The 25271-nt window shown below is 68.5% G+C and carries 21 protein-coding genes; 10 read left to right on the top strand and 11 right to left on the bottom strand.

The genetic code is table 11. The annotated features are described in order from the left end of the window. Positions 1–58: 58 nt before the first annotated feature. Positions 59–1687: a SulP family inorganic anion transporter gene (locus SOM10_RS00935; protein ID WP_320488002.1), complete on the top strand. Its 1629-nt coding sequence runs from the start codon at positions 59–61 to the stop codon at positions 1685–1687. A gap of 16 nt (positions 1688–1703) precedes the next feature. Here SOM10_RS00935 and SOM10_RS00930 read toward each other — a convergent pair whose 3' ends face one another. The 9 genes from SOM10_RS00930 to SOM10_RS00890 all read right to left on the bottom strand — a co-directional run bounded on the left by SOM10_RS00930 (position 1704) and on the right by SOM10_RS00890 (position 12345). Next, entirely contained in the window at positions 1704–4037 is a 2334-nt protein-coding gene (locus SOM10_RS00930) for an arylsulfatase (protein WP_320488001.1), read from the bottom strand. A gap of 103 nt (positions 4038–4140) precedes the next feature. Then, positions 4141–5832 (bottom strand): SulP family inorganic anion transporter, encoded by a 1692-nt coding sequence (locus SOM10_RS00925; protein WP_320488000.1) that lies wholly within the window; start codon positions 5830–5832, stop codon positions 4141–4143. A 16-nt stretch (positions 5833–5848) separates the two neighbouring features. After that, the gene (locus SOM10_RS00920; protein ID WP_053095729.1) at positions 5849–6478 is read right to left on the bottom strand and encodes a hypothetical protein; all 630 of its coding nucleotides are present in this window, start codon (positions 6476–6478) and stop codon (positions 5849–5851) included. A 76-nt stretch (positions 6479–6554) separates the two neighbouring features. Then, positions 6555–7919 (bottom strand): hypothetical protein, encoded by a 1365-nt coding sequence (locus SOM10_RS00915; protein ID WP_320487999.1) that lies wholly within the window; start codon positions 7917–7919, stop codon positions 6555–6557. A 25-nt stretch (positions 7920–7944) separates the two neighbouring features. Then, positions 7945–8619 (bottom strand): GAP family protein, encoded by a 675-nt coding sequence (locus SOM10_RS00910; protein WP_320487998.1) that lies wholly within the window; start codon positions 8617–8619, stop codon positions 7945–7947. A 31-nt stretch (positions 8620–8650) separates the two neighbouring features. Next, entirely contained in the window at positions 8651–9007 is a 357-nt protein-coding gene (locus tag SOM10_RS00905; protein ID WP_053095727.1) for an SHOCT domain-containing protein, read from the bottom strand. Position 9008: 1 nt separating this feature from the next. After that, a complete protein-coding gene (locus SOM10_RS00900) occupies positions 9009–9440 on the bottom strand; it encodes a DUF6325 family protein (RefSeq protein ID WP_320487997.1) in 432 nt (143 codons plus the stop codon). Further along, the gene (locus SOM10_RS00895; protein WP_320487996.1) at positions 9433–11106 is read right to left on the bottom strand and encodes a SulP family inorganic anion transporter; all 1674 of its coding nucleotides are present in this window, start codon (positions 11104–11106) and stop codon (positions 9433–9435) included. The genes SOM10_RS00900 and SOM10_RS00895 overlap by 8 nt, the downstream gene beginning before the upstream one ends. A gap of 108 nt (positions 11107–11214) precedes the next feature. Then, positions 11215–12345: an AI-2E family transporter gene (locus SOM10_RS00890; RefSeq protein ID WP_320487995.1), complete on the bottom strand. Its 1131-nt coding sequence runs from the start codon at positions 12343–12345 to the stop codon at positions 11215–11217. 131 nt (positions 12346–12476) lie between these two features. On the opposite strand from SOM10_RS00890, the gene SOM10_RS00885 reads away from it, so the two are divergent. Next, positions 12477–12863 carry an SHOCT domain-containing protein gene (locus SOM10_RS00885; protein WP_053095723.1) on the top strand — a complete coding sequence of 129 codons (387 nt, stop codon included), beginning with the start codon at positions 12477–12479 and terminating at the stop codon, positions 12861–12863. A gap of 26 nt (positions 12864–12889) precedes the next feature. Beyond that, the gene (locus SOM10_RS00880; RefSeq protein ID WP_320487994.1) at positions 12890–13312 is read left to right on the top strand and encodes a DUF6325 family protein; all 423 of its coding nucleotides are present in this window, start codon (positions 12890–12892) and stop codon (positions 13310–13312) included. Positions 13313–13345: 33 nt separating this feature from the next. On the opposite strand, the gene SOM10_RS00875 is transcribed toward SOM10_RS00880, so the two are convergent. Further along, positions 13346–15796 (bottom strand): LuxR C-terminal-related transcriptional regulator, encoded by a 2451-nt coding sequence (locus tag SOM10_RS00875; protein WP_320487993.1) that lies wholly within the window; start codon positions 15794–15796, stop codon positions 13346–13348. Between the two features lie 315 nt (positions 15797–16111). Between SOM10_RS00875 and SOM10_RS00870 the strand changes: the two genes are divergently transcribed. The 7 genes from SOM10_RS00870 to SOM10_RS00840 all read left to right on the top strand — a co-directional run bounded on the left by SOM10_RS00870 (position 16112) and on the right by SOM10_RS00840 (position 23477). Then, a complete protein-coding gene (locus SOM10_RS00870) occupies positions 16112–16825 on the top strand; it encodes a GAP family protein (protein ID WP_072591087.1) in 714 nt (237 codons plus the stop codon). Between the two features lie 71 nt (positions 16826–16896). Further along, positions 16897–17325, top strand: a complete 429-nt coding sequence (locus SOM10_RS00865) for a MarR family winged helix-turn-helix transcriptional regulator (RefSeq protein ID WP_056278348.1) — start codon at positions 16897–16899, stop codon at positions 17323–17325. Positions 17326–17350: 25 nt separating this feature from the next. Continuing rightward, positions 17351–17773, top strand: coding sequence for an organic hydroperoxide resistance protein (locus tag SOM10_RS00860; protein WP_053095718.1), 423 nt, complete (start codon positions 17351–17353; stop codon positions 17771–17773). A 44-nt stretch (positions 17774–17817) separates the two neighbouring features. Continuing rightward, positions 17818–18795 carry a zinc-binding dehydrogenase gene (locus SOM10_RS00855; RefSeq protein WP_230100624.1) on the top strand — a complete coding sequence of 326 codons (978 nt, stop codon included), beginning with the start codon at positions 17818–17820 and terminating at the stop codon, positions 18793–18795. A gap of 98 nt (positions 18796–18893) precedes the next feature. Continuing rightward, positions 18894–21317 carry a glycosyl hydrolase family 95 catalytic domain-containing protein gene (locus SOM10_RS00850; RefSeq protein ID WP_320487992.1) on the top strand — a complete coding sequence of 808 codons (2424 nt, stop codon included), beginning with the start codon at positions 18894–18896 and terminating at the stop codon, positions 21315–21317. Continuing rightward, a complete protein-coding gene (locus SOM10_RS00845; protein ID WP_320487991.1) occupies positions 21307–22311 on the top strand; it encodes an acetylxylan esterase in 1005 nt (334 codons plus the stop codon). Before SOM10_RS00850 ends, SOM10_RS00845 begins: the two co-directional genes overlap by 11 nt. Then, positions 22311–23477, top strand: coding sequence for an ROK family transcriptional regulator (locus SOM10_RS00840; protein WP_056278338.1), 1167 nt, complete (start codon positions 22311–22313; stop codon positions 23475–23477). Before SOM10_RS00845 ends, SOM10_RS00840 begins: the two co-directional genes overlap by 1 nt. A 131-nt stretch (positions 23478–23608) precedes the next feature. Here the strand turns inward: SOM10_RS00840 and SOM10_RS00835 are convergent, their stop codons facing one another. Continuing rightward, positions 23609–25237, bottom strand: coding sequence for an extracellular solute-binding protein (locus tag SOM10_RS00835; RefSeq protein ID WP_320487990.1), 1629 nt, complete (start codon positions 25235–25237; stop codon positions 23609–23611). Positions 25238–25271 lie beyond the last annotated feature (34 nt).

The following is a 25271-nucleotide window of genomic DNA, read 5'->3' as shown; positions in this document are numbered from 1 at the left end:
CGCCCTCGACGGGTGACATGCCGGCGACCGGTCTCCGTCTCGATGCCAGCATGAGCACATGAGCGACCACGCCACGCGACGCGCCCCGCGAGTCCTCCTGCCGAGCATGGCGGGGTACCGTCGCGAATGGCTGATGCGCGATGTCGTCGCCGGCCTCGCAGCCGGTGCCGTCGTGGTGCCGCAGGCGATGGCATACGCCACCATCGCGAACCTGCCCGTGCAGGTGGGGCTCTACACGTGCATCATCCCGATGCTGGTGTACGCGCTGCTCGGCGGGTCCCGCGCGATGAGCGTGTCGACGACGTCGACCATCGCCACTCTCACGGCCACGACGCTGGTGACGGCATCCGTCGCGTCGAGCGTCGAGGACCCGGCCGGAAGCCTGATGACCCTGGCGATGCTGGTCGGTCTGCTGCTCATCGGTGCGCGCCTGCTGCGGTGGGGATCGCTGGTCGAGAACATCAGTGCGGCGACGATCCTGGGGGTCAAGATCGGTGTCGGCGGCACAGTCGCCGTGGGGCAGCTCCCGAAGCTCCTGGGCGAGACATCGGAAGTCTCGGGAGAGGGGTTCTTCCGAACCATCGAGGCCGCGATCGCGGCCGCTGCGAGCATCAACCTGCCCACGGTCGCGCTCTCGGTCGGGAGCCTGATCGTCCTCCTCGTGCTGAAGCGGTTCGCCCCTCGGATCCCCGGAACCCTCGTCGTCGTGGTCGGCGGAATCGTCCTCGTCGCACTCGCGAACCTCGACGAGAGAGGTGTGGCGCTCATCGATCCCGTGCCCTCGGGACTCCCGACCCCCGGCATTCCCGACCTCACGCAGATCGGAGCGTTGCTTCCCGGCGCCCTCGCGATCGCGGTGATGGTCTTCCTCGAGACCGCGGCAGTCGCGCGCAGCATGCGCCGCATGACCGAGCCCGCCATCGACGCCGACCAGGAGCTCGTCGCCGTGGGAGCCGCCAACCTCGCCGGCACCTTCTTCACCGTGCTCCCCGCCGCCGGCGGGTTCTCGCAGAGCGCGGTCAATCGGGACGCCGGTGCCAGGACCCAGCTCGCGACGCTCGTCACCGTCGCGCTCGCGATCGTGGTCGCCGTCTTCCTCGGCCCGGTGGTCTCGCTGCTTCCCCAGGCGACTCTCGCGGCGATGGTCTTCCTCGCCGTGGCCGGGCTCATCGACATCCCCCTGCTGGTCCGGTGGGCGCGGATCAGTCCGACGGACTTCTGGATCGCGCTCATCGTCGCCGTGCTCGGCTTGACCGTCGGGCTGCTGGCCGCGGTCGCCGCCGGAGTGGCGTTGACGCTGATCCTGGTACTGCGAGAGCTCAACATCCCGCGGCTCGAGATCATCGGAGAGCGCGACGGACGCCTCGCGATCCACACTGTCCGCGGGCTCTACACGGCCAACGCTCTCGCATGCGAGAGGGCGATCATCGACATCGTCGCCGAACGGCCCGAACCGGTGCGCATCGTGATCCTCGACGCCCTGCGGCTCGACATCGTCACGATCACGGTCCTGGACATGCTGGAGGACCTCGACCGTGAGCTGACCGCGATGGGCAGCACGCTGCACATCGCCGCGCTGCCGGAACGTGCCACGGCGATCGCGGTGAAGACGGAGTGGTATCAGCGCATGATCGCCGAGGGCCGGGTGCACGCGAACGTCGACGAGGCGTTCATCGCGACCGACTAGAGGCCGGGCCCGCGGTCTACTCCCGGGAGAGCATCGCGGCGGCCTCCAGTTCGAGATCGAGGTACTGCTCGCCGCTGACGTCGACACCGACCCCGAGCAGCTTGCCCCCGGTGAACGGGAACGGCACCCCGTACTGGCTGCTCACCGGATCCGCGCTGTCCCATCCGATGCAAAGCCCATCTCCGCACAGCGTGAACTTGCCGATCTGGGCACGCATCGGTCCAGAGGCGACCGGCTGGTCGTCGACGTAGAGCGTGGCTGTGCCGAGCGACTCTCCGTGCTCCCCCGCCCCCTCCCGCACGAACTCCACGCCGAGGGTGTGCGGACCGGGAGTCAGCTCCTCGGAAGTGAAGGTCTGCTCCGGCGGGATGCCGAGGAAGTTGTACACGTAGGTGAGGCGGTTGTCCTTGATGAACAGCGAGTGCCCGCCGAACCTCGATCCGTGGGCGAACAGCACCCCCTGTGCGCCCTCGTCGAGCACGACGTCGGCGATGATCTTGTACGAGCGCCCTCGCACGTTGACCGCGACGCTCTCGGGCACCGCTGCGGTGTCGGGATAGTAGACGTAGCGCTCCCGGGGCTTCTCGGCCTGGGGCCTATCGATGGTGAGCTGCTCTCTCGCGGAGCGGTCGTCCAGAGGAAGGACGAAGTTGGCATCGGCCTCCTCGAACCACGCGGCGATGAGCTCCTTCAGCTTCTCGGGCTCGCTGGCCGCGAGGTCGTTCGACTCCGAACGGTCGACCTCGACGTTGTAGAGCTCCCACACGTCGTCCTCGAAGTGTCCTTTGCCGGTCAGCGGCGCGTGCACGGCAGCCGCCTTCCAGCCGTCCTTCCAGATCCCTCTCGTGCCGAGCATCGCGTAGTACTGCGTCTTCTTCTCGGTCGCCGCATCCGGCGCCGCGTCGAAGCTGTACTTCATCGAGACCCCGTCGAGCGGATGCTGCTCCACGCCACGGAAGACCTCAGGCATGTCGATGCCGACCACGTCGAGCACCGTGGCGACCACGTCGACCGAGTGGTGGTACTGGTGACGCAGCTCTCCCTGCGCGCGGATGCCCTTCGGCCAGTGGATGACCATCGGGTCGCACGTGCCGCCGGCGAACTGCGAGTAGCGCTTGAACATCTGGAACGGTGTCGAGAACGCCACCGCCCAACCCGTCGGATAGTGGTTGTAGGTGTCAGCAGACCCCAGGCGATCGAGCATCGCCAGGTTCTCGGCGAGGTCGTCCGGGTATCCGTTGAAGAACTTGTTCTCGTTGACGGAGCCGTTGGGGCTGCCCTCGCCCGACGCACCGTTGTCGGCGCAGTAGAAGACCAGCGTGTTGTCCAGCTGGCCGCTCTCCTCGAGATAGTCGATGATGCGCCCGACCTGCGCGTCGGTGTACTCGGAGAATCCGGCGAACACCTCCGCGAACCTCGCGAACAGACGCTTCTCGTCGTCGTTCAGCTCGTCCCAGGGGCGCACCTCGTCAGCGGGGTTCGCGACGTCGTCCGGCAGCGGGTTGATCGGCGTCATCGCAGTCCCCTCCGGGACGATGCCCTTCTCGACCATGCGGGCGAGCACCCACTCGCGATAGGCGTCATAGCCATCGTCGAACGCGCCCCTGTACTTGTCGATGTACTCCTGCGGCGCGTGGTGGGGCGCGTGGTTGGCACCCGGGCAGAACCACATGTACCAGGGCTTCGACGGGTTCGAGGACTGCTGGTTGCGGATCATCCGCAGAGCCTGATCCGCGAGGTCCTTCGAGAGGTGGTATCCCTCCTCCGGCGTCGCGGGGGCGTCGATGAAGTGGTTGTCCTCGACGAGATCGGGATACCAGTTGTTCGTCTCGCCGCCGAGGAAGCCGTAGAAGCGGTCGAAGCCGAGCTGAAGCGGCCACATCGAGCGGTTGCCGCCCGGGGCGACGTCCTCCTCGGGGACGTTGTGGTTCTTGCCGACCCAGAACGTCGAGTATCCGTTCTGCTGCAGGATCTGACCGACCGTGGCGCATTCGGCAGGGAGCCGCCCCGCGAACCCCGGGAAGCCGTTCGTACCCTCCATGATCACGCCCGCACGGTTGACGTGATGGTTGCGGCCGGTGAGCATGGTCGACCGGGTCGGCGAGCACAGCGACGTGGTGTGCCACTGCGTGTACGTGAGACCCGCTTGCGCGAGGCGATCCATGGTCGGCATGTTGATGCGTCCACCGTACGGGGACCAGGAGGCGAGGCCGGTGTCGTCGTAGAGGACCACCAGCACGTTCGGCGCCCCCTCGGGTGCCACCGACAGCTCGTACGGCGACCAGTCGGGCACCGAGTCTCGGACGTCCAGCTCGATCCTGCCCGAGAAGTCCGCGTTGAATTCCGACATCGTCTCTCCTTCGCCGTATGAGAAATGGTCCGTCCCGAGGAGGCTAGTCATGCCGCGATCCACCCACCCTCACGCGTCACCCGTGAAGGGTGAGGGACATCGATCACCCGGCGTCGAGTCGGCGACGCGACACCTCGGCGAGCGCGTCCTGCAGCGCGTCTCCGAGTCGGGGCTGCTCGACGAAGATGTTCTCCTCGCCGACGACGGCGCGCACGCCCGTCGAGGCCAGCTGCGCCTGCACCCGGGGGCCGACGCCCGCGACCATCAGAGTGGCCCCCACCGCCGCAAGCTCCTGGGCGTAGGTGCGGATCATCGTGAGGAAGGTCACTCCCAGCTCGTCCGTGCCGCGGAGGCGGATGATCACGAATGCTCCGGGGCTGCTGTGCTCGGCGTCGGGCAGCTGCTGACGGAACGAGGGCGCGGAGGCGAAGAACAGACTGCCGTAGGGGGTCAGCACGACCGTCTCCCCCGGTTCGAGGGTCGGGGGCGGATCCTGCTCGATCGGGCGCCCGTTCGGCTCGTCGAACACCCACCGACGCACCCGCACCCGATTCGACTGGCGTGCGATCTGCAGCACCACGGCGAGACCGACACCGGCGAGCACCGCGTACTGCAGCGGGATGAGGAGCGTGAGCGCGAAGGTGACGAGGAACACGGCGATCTGCACGGCGCCCGTCTTGAACACCATGACGATCTGCCGCGGCTTGACCGTGCGGACTCCGACCAGGATCAGGAGGCCGGCGAGCGCGGGCATGGCGATGTATCCGATGAGCGGCCCGAACACGAGCACGCTGAGCACCATCACGACGGCGGCGATGAGATTGCCGGCCGCACTGCGGGCCCCTGCTGCCCGGGACAGCGCCGTCGCCGACATGGATCCTCCGACGGGGATGCCCTGCAGCATCCCGGTGGCGATGTTGGCGATGCCCTGCCCGCGGAAGTCGGCGGAGGCATCGGGGTAGCGACCGTCGGGGTTCGGGATGGACCCGGAGATCGCGGCTCCCTGCACGAGACCGACCAGTGCGAGCGACAGCGCGGGGACGATGAGCACGAAGATCATCGACAGGTCGGGCAAGGAGATCGAGGGAAGACTCCGACCCGCCTCTGCCACGTCGGAGATCGTCGCGACCGCGCCGTCGGGCAGCACCACGGCGAGCGCGGATCCGACGATGATCGCGACGACCATCGAGAGCGCGCCGAGCGGGGTGCGCTCGAGCAGAAGAATCAGTCCGATCGTGACGGTGCCCACGATCACGGACCACCAGCTGATCTGCAGCAGGTTCGCGGCGATGTCGACGACCCTCAGCAGACGAGCGTCGGCATCGCTGTCGAACCCCGTGAAGTTCTCGAGCTGACTGAGCACGATGTTGACGGCGACGGCGTTGACGAATCCGATCAGCACCGCCGTCGGGATGAAGCGCACGAGGCTGCCCAGCCGTGCGACGCCGAGCACCAGCATCACGATGCCTGCCATCACGGTCAGCATCGCCATCGCGCCCATGCCGTCGTCTCCGTGGACCTCGGGCACATCGGCGATGATCACCGCCATCGCGCCTGTCGCCTGCACGGACATGAAGACCGATCCGGTGGCCAGCGCGCCGGCGAACGTCCCGACGATGTAGGCGTTCAACCCCATCACGGGGTTCACCCCGGCGAGCAGACCCGACGCGAGCCCGTCGGGGACGCTCTCGACCCCCAGCACGATTCCGGCCTTCAGATCGCTGAGGATGGTGCGGCGCGAGCCGAACCGACGCCGATAGCGCAACCAGCGCCGCCGCACCTCGTCCCCGGTCATCTGCATCGGAGCGGAGTCAGATCTTGATCGGGAACGTCAGCAGGATCACGAGCCCCACGAGGGCGATCACACCGCTGAGTGCGAGGAATGTCCTGCGCCGCCAGACCGCGCTCTGGTGCTGCGACAGTGCGGCGAAGAACAGCACCAGGGCGAACAGCACCGTCAGCAGCGAATAGTCGTCGCCACGCTGGTTGTTGGCGAGGGCCTCGTCGAATTTCGCATCGGCTCGCGCGTTGAGCTCCTCGGCCTCCCTCGTGCCCGGGGGCACGTACTCCTCCATCACGAACGGTCCCTGCGATTCGCGGTCTTCAGCGATCCAGGCGTCGAACGCGACCGTGAACTCGGGGGTGAACCGCTGCTCGATGAACTGCACCAGCTCCTGCCTGCCGTCCGCCTCCGCCAGCACCCACTCGGTGTAGATGGTGAGGTCGTACTGACGCGCGGCCTGGGCTGTCGACTGGGCCGACGCCGCCTGCACTCGGGCACTGGATGCCTGGCTGAAGGCGATCGACATCTCGCCGCCCCACTTCGACGCCTCGAATCCGCACCAGGCCGTGACGACCGCGGTGATCGAGAGCAGGACGACCGTGACGATGTCGAGGATCCGCGTGGCTCTCGTGCGTTCGGGTGTCGAGTCGTCCGTCATGCGCCCATCTTCTGCGTTGATCCGTGTCGAATGCAGCGGCGCTCACCCGTCGAGGGTGAGCGCCGCCGGGGCCGGGCTAGCTCACGGCATCCGGAGCACGCTCCGTCAGAGTCTCCGACACCGGTTCGGCTCGCGGATCACGTGCCACTGGCGCGATGTCCGCGTCCCCCTCCGGCCGACGCAGCAGCTCGATGAGGATCGCGAGGACCAGCAGGCCCGCTCCGACTCCGATGACCACCCCGAACGACACCGGTCGCGTGACGATCAGCAGCGTCATCGCCGCGAGCGCACCGACGAGGAAGATCGGACCTCGGAAGCGGTCCACCCCTCGACCGAAGGCACCGGTCGTGAGGCCTCGCTTCTCGGCCGCACCGCGTACGGCCGAGAACCCGCTCTCGAGGAGTCCCCTGAACGCGACCGCCGTTCGACCCGAGCCTGCGAGCCACGCCCAGATCGCGATCAGCACACCGACGAGTGCGAGCGCGGCGATCGTTCCCGCAAGGAGCGACGTGAGCTGTTCGAACAGCGCCGTCGCCGCCGCGGCCGACATGATCGACGGGCTCACCGCGCGGATGAACACACCTCGCCCGATGCCCATGCCCGCCGTGAGCAGCAGGAACACGAGAGCGAAACCTGCGCTCGACCAGAAGAGCGCTCGAGGTCGATCGCGCATCAGCAGCACGCCGGCGACGAAGAGGCCGAGCACGAGCCACGGCAGCCAGAAGCCGCCGATGTCCGCGACCTGGTACACCGTGCGCACCAGTGCGAGGGCATCCGCCTGGGCGATGGGAATCGACCTGTCGATGTCGGGGATCACGTCGGCGAGGCCGATCCCGCGCTCCGACATCGCCTCTTTGACCCGGTCGATCACCACTCCGAGTTCGATCGTGACCGCGCCGTCGTCGCCGAGCTGCACCGCCGTGCCCGGTGCGTTCTGGATGATCGCCGTGGCCCGCTCATGGGTGAAGCGCAGCGACTGCGTCCAGATGTCGGCGAACTGGTCTGACCGCACCACATCGCGCACCACTCCGTCGATCAGCGAGATCGCGCCGTTCGCGGCGGGGCCCTCGAGCAGCGAGATCGCCGTGTCGGCGCGCGGTGGAAGCCCGAGCGACCGGATGCCGTCGAACACCTCGCCGACGACCGCCGAGATGTCGACCTGCTCGTCTATCGCGGTGGTCACCTGATCGGCGACGAAATCCTGCACATCCGGATCGGACGCGAGCGGGGCGAATGTGGCGACGAAGCGCTCGGTGTCGACCAACTGCAGACGGGCCCAGGTTCCCATCGCGGCGACGGGCGCGAGCACCACAGCCAGCACGAGCAGGATCGCACCGACGACGCTCTTCGCTCGGAATCGTCGCTTCTTCGGCGTGCGGAGTTCGTCGTTCTCCCGTTCGAGCGCGACGACGCGCTCGCGGAGCTCATCCAGTTCACTCATCCGAGTCCCCTCCGTTCTGCGTCGCTCACCCGAAGGCGGCGATGCCCTTGCCGATGATCACCACACCCAGCACGAGAAGCAGCACCGTCATGATGACGGCGTTCTCCGCCTGCAGCCAGTCGCGCAATCTGCCCAGCGGCGCGCGCAGGCGCTCCGACGCGAGCAGGAATCCGACGACCGGGATCAACACCGTCGACGACGCGAGGATCGTGTAGATCACCACCACGACGACCATGTCTCCGACACCGAGCCCTGCGCCACCCAGAGTCACGCCGGCACTGGCTCCGAGCAGCAGGTTCTTGGGGTTCAGCGCCGCGAGCAGCAGTCCGAGCCCGAGTGCCGCGAAGAACGTCATCCCGTCGATCTGCGCCATCCACTTCGGCATCTCGGGCTGTGCGCCCGGCTTCGGCCGACCCCGCCATTGGCGCACCGCCATGAGCAGCATCAGCACACCGAGGACGAGCTGCACCACCCCGAGAATCGGAGTGGCTCCGTCGCCGGACTGGTCCGGGAGGACCGACGAGAGGGCGGCGAACAGCACAGCCACGATCACGATCCCCCCGAGCCATCCGACGAGGAAGCCGACCCCTGTGGAGCGGGCGCGGGGAGACATCAGCATCAGGATGCCGGCGATCACCGGCAGCGGGCTGATCGCGATGCCCACCGCGAGCGGCAGCAGCTGACCGATCACCGAACCCATGACGTCTCCCTCTCCTCGCCCGCTCGGCCGCTCAGCTCAGCAGCTTCTGCTTCGCCGCGGAGAACTCCTCCTCCGACAGCACGCCGGAGTCTCGCAGCGATGCCAGCTGCTGGAGCTTGGCGATCATGTCGTCTGCGCCGCCCGCAGCCGGAGGCGCAGGGGGAGCTGCGGGAGCGGCTGCGTACTGCGCCGCCGCGTTCTGGGCTGCGGCATCTATCTGCGCCTGCTGCTGGGCGGCCTCGTACTGCTGCTGCTCGTACTGTCCTTCCGCCCGCTGCTGCTGGTGACGCATCGACGCCCCCGACACCGCCGACGCGGTTCCTGCGACGACTGCTGTTCTCGCGGCGAGTCCGATCAGTCCCGGACGGCCGAATCTCCTCAGAGGCATGTCACTCTCCTTCCTGCTCGAGGATGTCCATCATGGCGTTGACGACCGGGGCGGGGATGCGGTCGGTCCGCAGCACCTCTCCCCCGGCACGTGCGAGGTTCTCGGCGAGCGCCCTCGCGAAGGCGAGCTCGAGCACGACGATCGCGGCCGAGCTGCCGGCGGGCACGAGCTCGGCGAGCATCTCGATGTCCTCGTCGCCGGCGAGGCCTGCGGCCAGCGGGTCGAGCTCGCTGACGCCTGGCACCTCGCCCGCTTCGAGGTCGAAGACCTCGATCTCCCCGTCGTCCGATTTCGCGAGGACGACGACGTCGAGCAGTCGCACCGTCCCCGCGCCTATGAGGTCGTCCAGCGCTCCGAAGATGCTCGGATCCGGATGCCTCCCCTCGAACCCGACGAGGTAGTACTCCACGGGTCCGTAGCGGAAATCATTCATCTCGTGTTCCTCTCTCTGACGGTGCGCGCGCGCTGAGCTCTTCGATCGCCGCACGATTGGTGTCGAAGACCCTCTGATCGTCGAGGATCCCCAGCTTCTTCAGTCGGTCTTCCGCCGATGCGCGCAGACGGCTGAACGACACCGTCACGCCCTGGGATCGCATCGACTCCATGAGGCTCTCGAACGATTCCGCCGCGGTGACATCCGCATCGGTGACCGCCTCCATGTCGATGACGAGGTGGCGCACGGCACCCGGCCCCGGCGCCTCGACCGCCGAGCGCACCGCCGTCGCGAACGCATCCGCGTTCGCGAAGAACAGCGGCGCAGCCATCCGCACCACGACGATCCCGGGCGCGGTCATGGCGCCCGGTTGCGCGGCGTCGAGCAGCGATGCCGTCGGCCGATCATCGTCGGCGAGCACGTCGATCGCCGGGCTCGACGCGCGACGCGCCAGGTTGATGAGAGCGAGCACGAAGGCGATCAGGATGCCGGGGATGGAACCGACGAACAGCGTCACCAGGAAGCACACGGCGCCGATGGCGAACTCGAACCGATCGATCCGCCACAGTGCGGCGAATTCCCTGATGCCCAGCAGCGGGAGGATCGCGACCCCCACGATCGCGCCGATCGCCGGCGAGGGGATGTCCTCGAGCAGTCCGGTGCCGAACAGCAGCAGCAGCAGGGTCCCGGCGGCGAGCACGAGCGAGGGCAGCTGGGTGCGCGAGCCCGACTGGTCCATCGCCGCTGTGCGGCTGGTCGACGACCCGACGGCGAAGCTGCCCTGGGCCCCGGCGGCGATGTTCGCGACGCCGAACGCGAGCAGGTCTCGGTTCGGAGACGTGCGGTAATGCCGCTTCTCGCCGTACGAGCGGGAGACGAGCAGCCCCTCGGCCGTGGTCACGAGGGTCAGAGCCATGGCCGACGGCACGAGCAGCAGCCACGTCTGCCAGTCGAGCACGGGCCAGGTGAGGGTCGGTGCGCCCGCAGGCACCTCGCCGAGCACGGCCACGCCACGATCCGCGAGGCCGGTGCCGAGCACCACCACGGTGGCGAGCACCATCACGACGAGCGCCCAGGGCACCGCGCTCAGCATCCGCCGACCCAGCACGAGGATCGCGACCGACGCGATGGAGATCGCAAGCGACCACGGGTTCGTGGTGCCGAGACCCCCGACGAGACCCGCCAGCTTGTCGACGAACTCGCCGCCTGAATCGATCGAGACGCCCAGCATCTTGGCGATCTGCGAGACGAGGATGTCGAGGGCCAGGCCCCCGACGAATCCGACCAGGATCGGCTTCGAGAGGAAGTTCGCGAGGAATCCCAGTTTGAAGACCGCGAGCAGCACGAACATGACGCCGCAGATGATCGCCTGCGCGAGTGCCATGGTGATGTAGTCGTCTGAGCCGGCCGCGGCGAGGCCTCCGATCGAGGAGGCGACCAGCGCCGCCGCCGCCGCGTCCGGCGAGGCGACGAGCTGTCTCGACGAGACGACCAGCACGTAGACGATCGTCGGCACGACGAGTGCGTAGAGCCCTGCGGTCGGGGGAAGTCCTGCGATCTGCGCATACCCGATGTTCAGGGGGATCGCGATCGCGAGGAGCGTGACGCCGGCAAGCAGCTCGCGCACGAGGTTGTGACGGGTGACGCCGGCCAGCGGTCTCTGCACCTCGTCACCTCCGCGCTCGCGCCCTCGATGCGGGACGATGTGCCCATGCTGACATCGGTGCGTCAGCGGAGACGCCGCCGCTCACCCGAAGCGGGTGAAGGACGCCGGTCACTCGATCGGCGGCGTCGTCTCGCTGTCCTGGCGCGGGATCCACACCTGGCGGATGACGATCAGGATCGATGCGGTGATCGGGATCGCGACGAGCGCCCCGAGCAGACCGAGAAGCGTGGCGCCGATCATCGCGCCGATGATCACGAGCACGCTCGGCACGGCGGCAGCGCGACCCATCACCCGCGGCGTGACGACGTAGGCCTCGATCTGGATGTAGGCGAAGTACGCGATCATGAAGATCAGCGCAGCCGTCGGGCTCACGAACAGCGTGGCGATGCCGCCGATCACGAGGAAGACCAGTGACCCGATCATCGGCACGAGGGTGACGAAGAACGCGGCGATCGCCAGCACCGCGGGCGCGGGCGACCCCACGAGCAGCTGGAGGACGAGCACCACGGCCGCATTGATGGACGACAGCGTGACTCCCCCGGCGACCACCCCGCCCACCGACGACGTCACCTCGTCGAGCAGTCGTGAGAAGCTCGCTCGCCGATAGGCGGGGACGAGCCGAGCGGCTGACTGCTTGATGCTCTCCAGCGACGCGACGAAGTAGAGCGTCAGCACCGAGACCATCACGAAGCTCGACACCGCCCCGACCACTCCGAATCCCGCTTTCAGGACCCCGCCCGAGATCGTCAGGAACGATGACAGGGTCGTGAGCGACTGCACCCCCTCCGCGACCACTGCCGAGAGGTCGACGCCGAGGTTGCGTTCGAGATCGAGGTACCACTGGCTCTGCTGCATCGACTCGATCGTCTCGGGCGCGCCGACGACCACCGCTGCGAGCTGACGCACGATGGCCGGAACGACGACGAGCAGGATCGCGACGACGAGCAGCAGGAAAGCGACCGCGACGATCGCGACGCCGATGGGGCGGCGCACGCCGCGGCGTTCCAGCGCCCGCACCGCCGGATCGAGCCCGAGGGCGAGGAAGACGCCGAGGAAGATCGACATCAGCACGGTGGAGATGCCCGCGATGGTGGCGGCGAGCGCCATCGCGAGAAGCACTCCGAGGGCGACCGCGAAACCCGAGCGCAGCGGATGCGCGGGGAGCACTCGCTGCAGACGACCCCACCGCGACGGGGTCGCCGGCGTGGCCACAGGATCCTGCGGGTCGGTCACATCCACACGAGGACTGTATCGAGGCGTCCGGACGGGTCCGGGCGGCCGCTCGCCCGCTCCGGGTGAGGGGGCGGCGATTTCGATGATGCTCGGTGCCACTATCACCACAGACAGAAACTCAACGAGAGGAGTCTGCAATGTCCATATGGGATAGCTTCTGGGCCATCATCTGGTGGTTCTTCTGGGCTTTCGTATTCATCTCCTACCTGATGGTGCTCTTCAACATCGTCGCCGACCTGTTCCGTGACCATGCGCTGAACGGATGGCTCAAAGCGCTGTGGATCATCTTCCTGGTCTTCGTGCCCTTCCTCACCGCACTGGTGTACCTGATCGCCCGCGGCCCCGGCATGGCAGAGCGCAACGTCTCGTCCATGCAGGCGCAGCAGCACGCGGCCGACAGCTACATCCGCAGCGTCGCAGGCAGCAGCCCGAGCGACGAGATCGACAAGGCGGCCAAGCTCCTGGCCTCCGGAACCATCACCGAGGCGGAGTTCGCCTCCATCAAGGCCCGGGCCCTGGCCTGACAGCCGAGACTGGGGCGGGCGGACAGATGCCTCGCGAACTCGGGGATGTGCAGATCCTCGTCGTGAGGATCGGATCCGACCGTCCCAGTCCTGCACTGCTCGAGTCGCTGCTGCGCCAGGTCGAGAGCAGCACGGTGCAGCTGCTCGACTTCTTCCTCCTGCATCGACGGAGCGAAGGGGGCTACGACCTCACCGAGATCGACGAAGCCGAGTTCTCGCTCGCCGGCCTGTCACTGCAGATCGCAGGCCTGGTCGGCAGCGACGACGCCCGGCGCATCGCGATGGAGCTCCCTGTCGGCGCCTGGGCAGCCGTGGTTCTCGTGGAGCCGATGTGGTTCGCACAGCTCTCCTCCGACCTCGCCCGTCTCGGCCACCCGCTCATCGGAATCTATTCCGTGTCCGCGGCGACGGCCAACGCCGTCTGGGAGCGCGCGCGTCGCCGCACCTGAGGTGGGATATCACCCGGGTGCGGAGCCTGCGCCTCACAGCGTGGTCCGCACGGCCTCCCGTCGCGACGACACCGCCAGTTTGCGATAGATCGACCGCTGATGGGTCTTCACCGTGTTGATGGACAGGCCCAGCTCGCTCGCGATCTCCGGGAGGGTGCGAGAGGTCTGCAGCTGCCGGAAGACGTCTCTCTCACGGTCGGACAGCGAGCCGGTCACGGGACTCGCTGCATCCGATGCCAGGCATCGGCCGATGAAGTCCTCGAATTCGGAGCCATGGTGCACGTGCTCGCTGAGGAGTCGCCGGACAGCCGTCTCCCGGCGCCCGAACGGCAGACGCACGTTCTCGCCTGACGCGACCGCGATCGCCGCCTCGCACAGGTCATGCGCCTTGTCGTGATCGCCCACGTGACGGCGCATGACCGCGGCCGTGATCAGCGTCGATGACTTGACGTACGAGACCTCCGCGAAGATGCGCATGGATCGCAGCATCTCCAACGCCGCGGCGTAGTCTCCACCCCGGCGGAGCACCCCGGCGAGCGCGACGCCGATGAGGGGGAGGTCGGGGATCGCCAGGTGTCGGCGAGCGATCCGCAGGGCTCGCTCCTCGTTTCCGACGGCCTCCTCGAGGAGTGCGATGGCCGACTCTCGGAACACGGGCCACGAGACGCCGTGGAGCAGTTCGAGGGGGATGTCCTGGACGCCGATCGCAGCCCGTCGGCATGCTGCGGCGTCGCCTCCCTCTGCGGCCGCGTACGCCAGCATCATCCGGGCGACCGCCGTGAATGACGGGTCATGCCCGCTGGTCAGAAGCACCGCCTCGAAGTGCCGCACCGCATCGCCGGTCTCACCCGCCCAGTAGGCGACCAGACCGGCTGCTGCTGAGGTGCTGCCGCCGGCATAGCCGATCGCGGCCGACAGCGCGGTGCCGGGTGCCTGGATCTCGGCGAGGGTTCTCTCCGCATCCGTGAACCGGCCCTCCCAGGTCTGGCCGAATGCGAGGTGGCCGAGCGCCCGCTTCCACAGCCCCACCTCGCCCGAGCCCTCGATCTCTCTGGCTGCGGCGCCGAAGTACTCGGCCGGAAGCGTGGGGTTGGTGGGATGCCGGATCTCCGACCATCCGATGAGGTAGTTGACGGCGGCGCGGTCGACCATGAGCTCTTTCGAGCTGGCGAGCAGCGAACGCAACGTGGAACCCGCCGACATCGCGTGCTCGCGGTCATCGGCGACGAACAGCTGTGCGATCGCGAGGGTCGTCGAGCATCCTCCCCCGGCGCGCTGGTGTGCGGCCTCGGCACGATCCAGCAGCTCGCGGGCGAGATGATGCTCGCCCAGCACATCCGTCGCGCAGGCTCGGACGGCGAAGATCTCGGCGTCGTCCGGGTGATAGCCCAGCAGGACGGTGGCGAGGCGCTCGACCTCGGCCGCGCACACTCCCATGACCAGACGCATCCAGTGGCGCATGAAGGTGGCTCTGGCCCCCGTCGGATCGTTCGCCCGCAGCGAGTGCGCGACCGACATCAGGGGATCGGTGGCCTCGCAGAACTGCGCCACGCGTCTATGACGCTCGGCGCTGCGCTCGGGATCCTTGCGAGCGATCTCGATGCACTGCCGAGCGAACGAGCCATGCCAGCGGTAGACGACACCGTGCGGCGCCTCGAACCGGTCGAGGAAGAGCCCGAGCCTCACGCAGTCGTCGAGCAGCGACGCCGCATCAGCACGCCCGGTCACAGCGCTCGCGAGCTCTGGCGTGAGCTCATGGCAGATGGCGGCATCGAGCACGAACTCTCTGGTCTCGTCAGGCAGCGCGCTGAGCACGTGGTCGCGCACGTAGTCGCCGAGGAACGCGGATGCCGTGGCGGCGTCGGATGAGGGGCGCGCCCCGCCGATCGCCACGAGCTTCACGGCGATCGGCCATCCGTGCGTCTCGCGCAGGATGGTCTCTGCGTCCAGCCCCGTCGCCCCCACGCCCTCGATCCGCTCGATCTCGGACCGCGTGAAGCGCAGTGTGTCGGATCCGACGAAGGCGCCGGGGTCCATCAGATGCTCCCGCGACAGCGTGATGTCCAGGAGAGTCGTTCCCACGAGCACCAGGTGGAGATTGTCCGGCGGCTGTTCGGCCAGCAGTCCGAGCAGTCCGTCTCGCCAGTGCTCACCGGCTCGCTGCGCGTCGTCGATCACGAGGTGCACGATGTCGTCGACCGTCTCGAGGACCTCGCAGATCTCGGCGTAGGCACGCATCGGGTCGAGGAGACCGCGTGTGAGGGCGAGGGAGCGGCCCGCTCTCTCACTGCCGACGATCAGCGCATCGACCACTCCCTGCGCGAGGAATCCGGCTTCCGCATCCGACGGAGTCAGAGCGAGCCAGGCCAGTTCGTCGGTGCCGGATGCCCATTCGGCGACCGCCGTCGTCTTGCCGTACCCGCTCGGAGCGCTGACGACGCTGAGATGCCGCCCTCTCGCCGCCTCGATCAGCGCATCGTTCACCCGCGCTCGCCGCACGCCTCCCGGTTGTCGTTCCGGAGGGCGGAAGCGCACAGCGGGTACAGGACGAGACAGGCGCGTGGGGGAGGCCATGCCCTCAAAGTAGCGACGGGCGGTATATCGGACAAGAGCATGTCTCCCTGACGATCACCAGTCGGTGGGAGCGATTCCACGTCGCCACGTCACCGACGACACCGTCCCGCGAGCCCTCACCCGCATCGGGTGAGGGACACGCCATCCGCGCCGTCCTCGGTGCACTCTGAGATCAGCGCGCCGGATCGTGCGCGGGGAGGTTCGCGATGACGGATGAGGCCGGCCATGGGTGAGCTGCTGGTCACACTCATCCCCGTCGCGCTCGGAGTCGTCCTGAGCCCCTTGGCGATCATGGCTCTGGTGGCCGTGCTGCTCTCCCGACGGGCGAGTGCGAACGGCATCGCGTTCCTGATCGGGTGGGTCGTGGGGCTCGCCGGCCTTCTGGCGCTGGCTCTCTGGCTCTTCGGCGTCTTCGAGGTGCACGGGCTTCGCGAACCGCCGCTCTGGGTACCGATCCTCCGCCTGGTGATCGGACTGTTCCTCGCGGGCGCCGCCGTCTGGGTCTACCGCAAGGGCTCTGCGCGCATCCGTCAGATGGCCGCCGCATCCTCGCCGCAGCAGGTGGTCGCGGCCGCTCCGCAGCTGCCGGGGTGGCTGCATGCCGTCGAGACGTTCCGACCCGTGCGCACCGGATTCCTCGGGCTGGCGCTCTTCGTGCTGAACCCCGTCGACGCGTCCTGCGCCATCATCGCGGCGCTCGACATCTCGCTCGCGCAGGTCGGCGACGACGCGGTCTGGGTCGCGCTGGCGTTCGTGGTCGTCGGGACGTTGCCCATCGCGGTGCCGGTGTTCTACGTCGCGATCCGAGGCGAGCGCTCGCAGCCGCTGCTCGACTCCGCCCGACGATGGGTTGCCGGAAACACCCACGTGATGAACGCCGCTCTGCTGCTCGTGATCGGCGCCCTCCAGCTGCAGAAGGGCATCTCAGGGCTCCTCTGAGCGAACGACGTCGTCCGGTCGACGAGCTCAGATCGGTTGTGCACAATTTAATCGCGTGCAATACTCGAGGTATGGCCGTGACCGATGAGATGGTGTGCTTCTCGCTGTATTCCGCCGCCCGAGCGACGACGCAGGCGTACCGTGCCCTCTTGGCGCCGTGGGGTCTGACCTACCCGCAGTACCTCGTGCTCGCGATCCTCTGGATGGAGGGCGAGCAGACGATCGGCTCGCTGGGCGACGCCATGCAGCTCGACTCCGGCACCCTCTCCCCCCTGGTCCGCCGCCTCGAGCAGGCGGGCTACGTCGCGCGGGCCCGCAGCACGGCCGATGAGCGCGTCGTCACCGTGCGACTGACCGACACCGGCATGGCTCTGCGCACTGAAGTCGCTCCGGTTCACACCAAGATCGCCGCCCTCGCCGGAATGCAGGACGACGACCAGCGTCACCGCCTGATCACCGAGCTGCAGGAGCTCACCGCACGCCTGCAGCTCGCCGACTGACCCCAACCCGGAAGGAGTCCACACGATGGACGCTCTCTACACCGCCGAAGCACTCGCCACCGGAGCCGGACGAAACGGCCGCGTCACCACAGGCGAGGGCCGACTCGACCTCGACCTCGCCATCCCGAAGGAGATGGGCGGCAGCGGCGACGGCGCCAACCCCGAGCAGCTGTTCGCGGCCGGTTACGCCGCCTGCTTCCACTCCGCGCTGCAGACCGTCGCGCGTGCGCAGAAGGTGAAGATCACCGATTCGTCGGTCGGGGCCCGCGTGCAGATCGGGTCGAACGGCGAGGGCGGATTCGGCCTCGCCGTGCAGCTCGAGGTCGTCATCCCCGACCTTCCGCACGAGCAGGCTCAGGCGCTCGCAGACGCCGCCCACCAGGTCTGCCCGTACTCCAACGCGACGCGCGGCAACATCGACGTCGCGATCACCGTCTCCGACGACTGATCCCGCTCGACCTCCACCACGACCGATCCCACAAGGAGAACATCATGCGCGCCCTCACCCACGAGACCTTCGGAGAACCCGAAGAGGTCCTCACCGTCACCGAGCGTCCGACGCCGGAGCCCGGCCCCGGCCAGGTCCGACTGAAGATCGTCCTCTCCCCCATCCACAACCACGACCTGTGGACGATCCGCGGCACCTACGGCTTCAAGCCGGAGCTCCCGGCAGCATCGGGCACCGAGGCTCTGGGAATCGTGGATGCTCTCGGCGAGGGCGTCGACGATCTCTCCGTCGGTCAGCGCGTCGCGACGGGCGGCACCTTCGGCGCCTGGGCGGAGTACGTCGTCGCGAACGCCGCGGGCCTCATCCCCGTGCCGGAGTCGCTCAGCGACGAGAGCGCCGCGCAGCTCGTGTCGATGCCGTTCAGCACCATCAGCCTGCTGCACTTCCTGGGCGCCGAGAAGGGCGACTGGATCGTCCAGAACGCGGCGAACGGCGCGGTCGGTCGCATGCTGGCACAGCTCGGCGCCGCTCGTGGCATCAACGTCATCGGGCTCGTCCGGCGCTCGGCCGGGGTCGATGAACTGCGCGAGCAGGGCATCGAGAACGTGGTCTCCACGGATGCGGACGACTGGCGCGAGCAGGTCGCCGCGATCACCGGTGGCGCGCACGTCGCCTTCGGCATCGACTCGGTGGGCGGCTCGTCGGCCGGCGACGTCCTGTCGCTCCTCGGCGAGGGTGGCACTCTCGTCGCGTTCGGTGCCATGAACTCCCCCACGATGGAGATCGCCTCGGGCGACGTCATCTTCAAGCAGGCGACCGTCAAGGGCTTCTGGGGCAGCAAGGTGATCCAGACCATGGATGCCGGCACGCGCGGCGCCCTGTTCGGCGAACTGATCCAGCGCGTCAGCGACGGCACGCTGACCCTGCCCGTCGCCGGCGTCTTCGATGCGGCGGATGCCGCAGAGGCAGTCCGCGCAAGCAACACCGCGGGCCGGGTGGGCAAGGTCCTCCTGCAGTTCTGACCTGGTCAGGCGCAGGGCGGTCGGATTACTTGACAGCGGCAATTAATGCCACCTACGCTGACGGTGACATCGAGATCGATCGAACACACCGGAGTGCGATGACCGACACCCTGCGCCTCACCTGGGACGCCCCCGCCACCCGCTGGGAGGAGGCGACGCCCCTCGGCAACGGCCGCATCGGCGCGATGGCGTTCGGCGGCTCCGACGGCCACTATCAGCTGAACGACTCGACGATCTGGTCGGGAACGCCCGACGGCCCCGCGCGCGCATTGCAGAAGGTGCGTGACGGGGGTGCCGGTCCCGAACGGCTCGCGGCCGTCCGTGAGGCCCTCGCTGCCGCCGACGTGCGCCGGGCGGAGGAGCTGCTGATGGCGTTCGAGGGCCCCTACTCGCAGGAGTTCCTCCCTCTCGCCGATCTGCTCGTGCGCGTGGCGGACGCTCGATCGGATGAGACCGTCCCCGCTCGCATCCTCGATCTCGACAGGGCGACCCTCGTCGAGTCACTGCGCACCCCCGCCGGCCGAGTGACGCGACGGTCCTGGGTCTCGGCTCCGGCTCACGCCCTGATCATCGAGCTCACCTCGGACCACGAGTTCGAGACCACCGTCGAGCTGTCCACCCCGCTCCGCGGTCGCGTCGTCGACGCGTCCGACGCGCTCGTGCTGGATGTGCAGGTTCCGATCGACGGCGCCCCGCTGCACGAGGACTCCGTCGACCCCCTGCGCTACGCCGACGACGATGCCGAGTTCGACGCCTACGCGGCCGTCGCCGTCTCCCTCGACTCGGATGGCGAGGTGGGTCGCCACGACGATCGCATCGTCGTCCGCCATGCCCGCCGCCTGCTGATCGCCCTGTCCACTTCGTCGCGCGCCGGGTCGTGGTGGGCCGACGCCGACGGGGACTGGCGGATCGCCTCACGCGAGGCGATCCGGGATCGCGCACGAGAGAGGGCGGAGGCCGCGGCTCAGCGCGACGCCTCGTCTCTCCTCGCCGAGCACGTCGCCGACCGGCGCCGCATGACTCGGGCGCGATTCGCGATCGGCAGTCGGCGTGAGGGCGAGTGGAGCGTCGATCGCGACGTTCTCCGAGGCTCCGACCCCCTGCTCCGCGCGACGATCGCCGCCGAATTCGGGATGTACCTCCTCGCGTCGAGCTCTCGTGCCGGCAGCCCTGCGGCCAACCTCCAGGGCATCTGGAACGACCAGCTGCAACCGGCCTGGTCGTCGAACTACACGATCAACATCAACACCGAGATGAACTACTGGGCGGCGCCGATGCTGCTCGATCCTGATGTCCTCGAGCCGTTGATCTCCCTCGTCGAGCGCCTCGCCCGCACGGGCACCGACACCGCCAGGGAGCTGTACGGAACACGCGGATGGGTGGCGCATCACAACAGCGACGTCTGGGGGTGGAGCCTGCCGGTCGGCGACGGGCACGGGGCGGCGAGCTGGGCGATCTGGATGATGGGCGGAGTCTGGCTCACCCACAACCTCTGGGACGCGTACGAGTTCGGTGGCGACGATGAGCTGCTCCGCGCTCGCATCTGGCCGCTGATGCGGGGCGCGGTGGAGTTCTGCCTCGACTGGCTGACTCCGGGCCCCGACGGGCACCTGCACACCTCGCCGTCGACGGCCCCCGAGAACTCCTATGTGGCCGCCGACGGTCTGCCGACGCCGCTCGGCCTGACCGCGACGTCGGATCTCAGCCTCATCGGCTCGCTCTTCGAGCGCGCGCTCGTCGCGATCCGCCGACTCGGCATCGACGACGCACTGGAAGCCGAGGTGCGCGAGGCGCTGGCAGCCCTCGCTCCGTTGCGCGTCGGCTCCGACGGCCGACTGCTCGAATGGTCCGAAGAGGTCGACGAGCATGAACCGCTGCACCGGCACCTCTCCCCCGTGGTCGGACTCTTCCCGCTCGACCAGGTGACGCCCGAGCGGACTCCGGAGCTGTTCGACGCGTCTGTGGCGCTCATCGACGCACGCGGGCCGGGAGCCATGGGCTGGTCCTGGGCGTGGAAGGTGGCACTGCGTGCCAGGGCACGGCAGGGTGACATCGCCGCATCGCTGCTCGAGGAGGCACTGACGCCGTTCGACGGCGACGCCACGCGGCACGGGCCCGTCGACGGCTCGGAGTGGGGAGGCCTGCTCCCCAACCTCTTCAGCACGCATCCGCCCTTCCAGATCGACGGCAACCTCGGATTCCCCGCCGCGATCACCGAGATGCTCGTGCAGAGCCACGGCCGCACAGTGCGTCTGCTTCCCGCGCTCCCCGCATCCTGGACCCACGGAGACGTCCAGGGCATCGCCGTGCGACCGGGCCTCGTGCTCGACCTCGCCTGGGCGGACGGGCGGGTGATCTCGGGTGCTCTCCGCAACCCCGGCGAGCGCGACAGGGAGGTCTCCGTCTCGAACGGCGAGCGGGAGGCGATCATCGCTGTGCCGCCGGGCGCTCGGATCGACCTCGCCGATCATGATCTTCTCTTCTCCGCGTCGGCCGACCAGGAGGAGTCCCGTGCGCGGTGAGGTGCGTGATGTCGTCGCCCCCACCACGCAGACCGAGCCTGATGACTTCGATGCCTTCTGGGCGGACACGATCGCTCGCACTCGGAGCTTTCCGCTCGACCTCTCCGTGACCCCGCTGCCCACGCGTCTCACCCAGATAGACGTGTACGACGTGTCGTTCCGCGGGTACGGCGGAACACCGATCCATGCCTGGCTGCGCGTGCCGCACGGTGCCGCGGAGCCGCTCCCCGGGCTCGTGCAGTTCTTCGGCTTCGGCAACGGCCGAGGTCATGCCCTGCGCGATCTGCGGTGGGCTGCCGCGGGCTACGCGCACTTGGTGGTGGACGCGCGGGGGCAGGGACACGGCGACACCGACGACGATCATGCCGACGGCGGTCCGTCCGCCGGCGGATTCCTCACCCGCGGCATCCGCTCGCCTCAGGAGTACTACTACCGCAGGGTGTATGCGGATGCCGTGCGAGCCGTCGACGCGCTCCGTGCCGTCGACGTCGTCGACGCGGATCGCGTGGGCGCGGTGGGCGCGAGCCAGGGAGGTGGAATCGCGCTGGCGATCGCCGGCCTGGTCCCCGACCTCGCCGTCGCGATCGTGCAGGCACCTTTCCTCTGCGAACTCGACCGGGCCGCCACGCTGAGCACCGAGCACCCGTACACCTTGCTCACCCAGTACTTCGCGGATCGGCGCGGCGACGCCGCAGCGGCTCTCGAGACGCTCCGATATTTCGACGGGATCAACCACGCGAAGCGTGCGACGGCCCCGGCTCTGCTGAGCACGGGACTCCTCGACGGCATCGCGCCGCCCGAGACCGTGCTGCCCGCATTCGCCGCGTACGGCGGCCAGAAGACCGTGGTCCTGTGGCCGTACAACGGGCACGAGGCCGGCGGAGACCTCGACGAGGAGAACGCCCTGGAGTTCGCGGCCGAGCACCTGGGCCTGCACAGCCGACCGCCTCACGGCGGATTCGCTACGATAGCCGACACGACACGAAGGACCTGATGGACCACGACACCGCAGCGCGAACCACCCTGATCCGCTCGGCGTCCGACGCGGGATCACGGGTCTTCGAGACGATCCTGACGCGCAGTCCCATCAGCCGGATCGACATCGCCCGCCAGACGGGGCTCTCCCAGGCCGCCGTCACGAAGGCGGTGGCCCCGCTCGTCGCGGCCGGCCTCGTCGACGCGCCGCCCGCCTCGCATCGCGACGGCACCCCCGGACGCCCGGTGAGCCCTGTCTCCATCGTCCTCGAGTCGATGGTCATGATCGGCGTCAAGGTCAACGTCGACGAGATCATCGCCGTCGCGACCGATCTCGCCACGACAGTGCTCGCCAGCACCCGTCGTGCGCTTCCCGCCGACGATCCGCACACCGTCATCGACGCCATCTCCGACGTCGTCGCCGCGCTCGCGGCCGAGCTCGGCGAGAGCGCGTCGGCCATCGCGGGAGTCGGAGTGTCGGTGTCGGGTGACGTCGACAGCATCGCCGGGATCGTGCGCGAGTCGAACATCATGGGGTGGGCGGACGTGCCGCTCGGCGACCTGCTCCAGGAGCGCCTCCCCTGGCCCGTCACGCTCGAGAACGACGTGCACGCGCTGACGATCGGAGAGCACTGGTTCGGTGTCGGGCTCGGCACCGCCTCGTTCGCGATCGTCACCATCGGACGCGGGATCGGCAGCGGACTGCACCTCAACGGAGAGGTCGTGAGCGGGGCGTTCGGTGTCGCGGGCGAGATCGGGCACCTGCCGCTCGCCGATCCGGCACTCGTCTGCCCGTGCGGGCGTCGCGGCTGCGTCGAGGCCGCCGCCTCGACCGGAGCGATCGAGGCGGCGGTCTCCGGTGCCCTCGGCCGGCCGGTCGCGATCGACGAAGCCGTGGCTCTCGCCCACGCCGGAGACGCCGACGCCGACGCCGCATTCCGCGAAGCGGCCCGCCTCATCGGCACGGCCATCGCCACCCTCGTGAACCTCACCGGTCCCGAGGTCGTCATCATCGGCGGCGAGGGCGTCTCGGACTTCGACCTGTTCGAGAAGACCCTGCACGACGCGTTCGAGGCGCACGCGTTCGGCGCTGCGGCGCGCTGCCGCATCCTGACCCGTCCGCACACCTTCGAGGACTGGGCGCGAGGCGCATCCGCCGCCGCCATCCAGTCGCTCGTGCGCTGACCGTTCGGGACGAGCGGAAGAGAAGGGGACGGATGCCATCGGCATCCGTCCCCTTCTCGCGCCCAGCCCGCCACGGTCCGCAATGCAGAGATGCGCGGGACGGATGACCCGTCCCGCGCATCCCGTGTCGATCAGAGTGCGTCGTACGCGGTCTGCAGCAGCTCCAGGTAGCGTGCGAGCCCGAGGCCCTCGATGTCGGCGACGTACGCGTCCCACGCGCCGTCGTCCGTGATGTCGCGCTGCCCCGTGACGAACTCCGCCTGGGCCTGCGTGATGTAGGTGGCGATGTTCGTCTGCAGCTCCGCGAGCTCGGCCGAGGTCTCGAGGTCGGGCCACAGCTTCTCGATCGGGAAGATCACGCTCTCGTCGGGCTGGAAGGGCTCGTACTCCTGCGTCGCGTAGAGCAGACGTCGCTCGTATCCGTCGGGCGTGTAGATGTCCTCCGGCACGACCTGGGCGTTGCGGAACTCCAGCGAGTCCCAGTACTGCGACATCGAACGCCACGCGGCGTTGGAGGTCTCGTCATACGTGATGGGACGGAATGTCGGCTCGAGCTCGGGATCGAGCGCGAGGTCGCCGTCGACCGCGGGCACCCACGCCTCCCCCTCCGGTCCCATCGACGCGCGGATCTGGCCCTCGTCCGTCGCGAGGTAGTCGAGCAGCTTGATGGCCTCGATGCGCTCGTCCTCGGTCGACTTGTTGGTCAGCGCGAACGTGCCCACCGGATTCACCGGCGACCGCCACGTGGCGAACTGAGTGCCGTCCGGACCCGCGATCGGCGCGACCGCGTCGTAGTTCTTGTCACGTCCGTCAGGAGAGTCCGCCGAGACGAACACGTACGGGTGCAGCGTGACGGCGGAGCCGAGGATCTGCGCGTCCCCGCTGTCTCCGAGCGCCTTGAGGGCGTCGCCGTTCTGCGTGAACGCCCCGGTGTCGAGCAGCCCTTCCTGCGCCAGCGACGTGATGTACTCCAGCCCCGCCCGCCAGCTGTCCGAGGTGGCGTTGAGCGCGACCTCATCGCCGTCGAGCACGAGAGGCGGCGGGCTCGAGGGTCCGCCGACCGGCGCATAGGTGAAGGCGTTCATCAGATAGTTGATGATCGGCTCCGACGCCGAGCCGCTCAGCGGCACCTCGTCGGCGGCGCCGTTGCCGTTCGGGTCGCCGTCCTTGAAGGCGCGCAGCACCGTGCGCAGCTCCTCGGTGGTGGTCGGCTGCTCGAGTCCCAGGGCGTCGAGCCAGGTCGTGTTCATCCAGAGCTTCGACGGGTAGCTGCAGTGGAAGCACTCGCTCCACTGGGTGATCGCGTAGATGTGGCCGTCAGGCGCGGTGACCGACTGCTTCCAATCGGGCTTCTCCTCGAATCGCTCGGCGAGGTTGGGGGCGTATTCGTCGATGAGGTCTTCGAGGGGCACGAGCACCCCCTGCTGCCCGTACTTGAGGATCTCATTGCGCGAGAATCCGTCGACCCACGGTACGAGGAAGTACGCGTCGGGGTAGTCGCCGCTGGCGAGCGAGATCTGTCGCTTCTCCCCCGCGACGCTGCCGTCGTAGGTCGTGGTCTGCCAGTCGAAGTCGATGTCGAACTTCTTCTCGACCTCCTGGGTGAACAGATTGTCCTTGAGCGAGCCGTTCTCGCCCTGCGGGCCGAATGCGACGAGCTGGCCGTTGTCGTCGCTCGCCGGGGTGCAGGCGGCGAGCGCCAGTCCCGTCGCGACGACGGTGACCGCCGCGATCGCGCCTCGTGTGATGCGGTGTGTCATTGCCGGAATCTCCTTTGACCGGTTCAGGTGTGCG

The sequence above is a fragment of the Microbacterium sp. CFBP9023 genome, from assembly GCF_034045055.1.
In the GTDB taxonomy this organism is placed as follows: domain Bacteria; phylum Actinomycetota; class Actinomycetes; order Actinomycetales; family Microbacteriaceae; genus Microbacterium.
This window is presented reverse-complemented; position numbering and strand designations above follow the sequence as displayed.

Bases quoted from the DNA above. Each gene is read 5' to 3' on its own strand.
- SOM10_RS00935 (WP_320488002.1), top strand. From the start codon at position 59: ATGAGCGACCACGCCACGCGACGCGCCCCGCGAGTCCTCCTGCCGAGC.
- SOM10_RS00930 (WP_320488001.1), bottom strand. From the start codon at position 4,037: ATGTCGGAATTCAACGCGGACTTCTCGGGCAGGATCGAGCTGGACGTC.
- SOM10_RS00925 (WP_320488000.1), bottom strand. From the start codon at position 5,832: ATGACCGGGGACGAGGTGCGGCGGCGCTGGTTGCGCTATCGGCGTCGG.
- SOM10_RS00920 (WP_053095729.1), bottom strand. From the start codon at position 6,478: ATGACGGACGACTCGACACCCGAACGCACGAGAGCCACGCGGATCCTC.
- SOM10_RS00915 (WP_320487999.1), bottom strand. From the start codon at position 7,919: ATGAGTGAACTGGATGAGCTCCGCGAGCGCGTCGTCGCGCTCGAACGG.
- SOM10_RS00910 (WP_320487998.1), bottom strand. From the start codon at position 8,619: ATGGGTTCGGTGATCGGTCAGCTGCTGCCGCTCGCGGTGGGCATCGCG.
- SOM10_RS00905 (WP_053095727.1), bottom strand. From the start codon at position 9,007: ATGCCTCTGAGGAGATTCGGCCGTCCGGGACTGATCGGACTCGCCGCG.
- SOM10_RS00900 (WP_320487997.1), bottom strand. From the start codon at position 9,440: ATGAATGATTTCCGCTACGGACCCGTGGAGTACTACCTCGTCGGGTTC.
- SOM10_RS00885 (WP_053095723.1), top strand. From the start codon at position 12,477: ATGTCCATATGGGATAGCTTCTGGGCCATCATCTGGTGGTTCTTCTGG.
- SOM10_RS00880 (WP_320487994.1), top strand. From the start codon at position 12,890: ATGCCTCGCGAACTCGGGGATGTGCAGATCCTCGTCGTGAGGATCGGA.
- SOM10_RS00870 (WP_072591087.1), top strand. From the start codon at position 16,112: ATGGGTGAGCTGCTGGTCACACTCATCCCCGTCGCGCTCGGAGTCGTC.
- SOM10_RS00865 (WP_056278348.1), top strand. From the start codon at position 16,897: ATGGCCGTGACCGATGAGATGGTGTGCTTCTCGCTGTATTCCGCCGCC.
- SOM10_RS00860 (WP_053095718.1), top strand. From the start codon at position 17,351: ATGGACGCTCTCTACACCGCCGAAGCACTCGCCACCGGAGCCGGACGA.
- SOM10_RS00855 (WP_230100624.1), top strand. From the start codon at position 17,818: ATGCGCGCCCTCACCCACGAGACCTTCGGAGAACCCGAAGAGGTCCTC.
- SOM10_RS00850 (WP_320487992.1), top strand. From the start codon at position 18,894: ATGACCGACACCCTGCGCCTCACCTGGGACGCCCCCGCCACCCGCTGG.
- SOM10_RS00840 (WP_056278338.1), top strand. From the start codon at position 22,311: ATGGACCACGACACCGCAGCGCGAACCACCCTGATCCGCTCGGCGTCC.
- SOM10_RS00835 (WP_320487990.1), bottom strand. From the start codon at position 25,237: ATGACACACCGCATCACACGAGGCGCGATCGCGGCGGTCACCGTCGTC.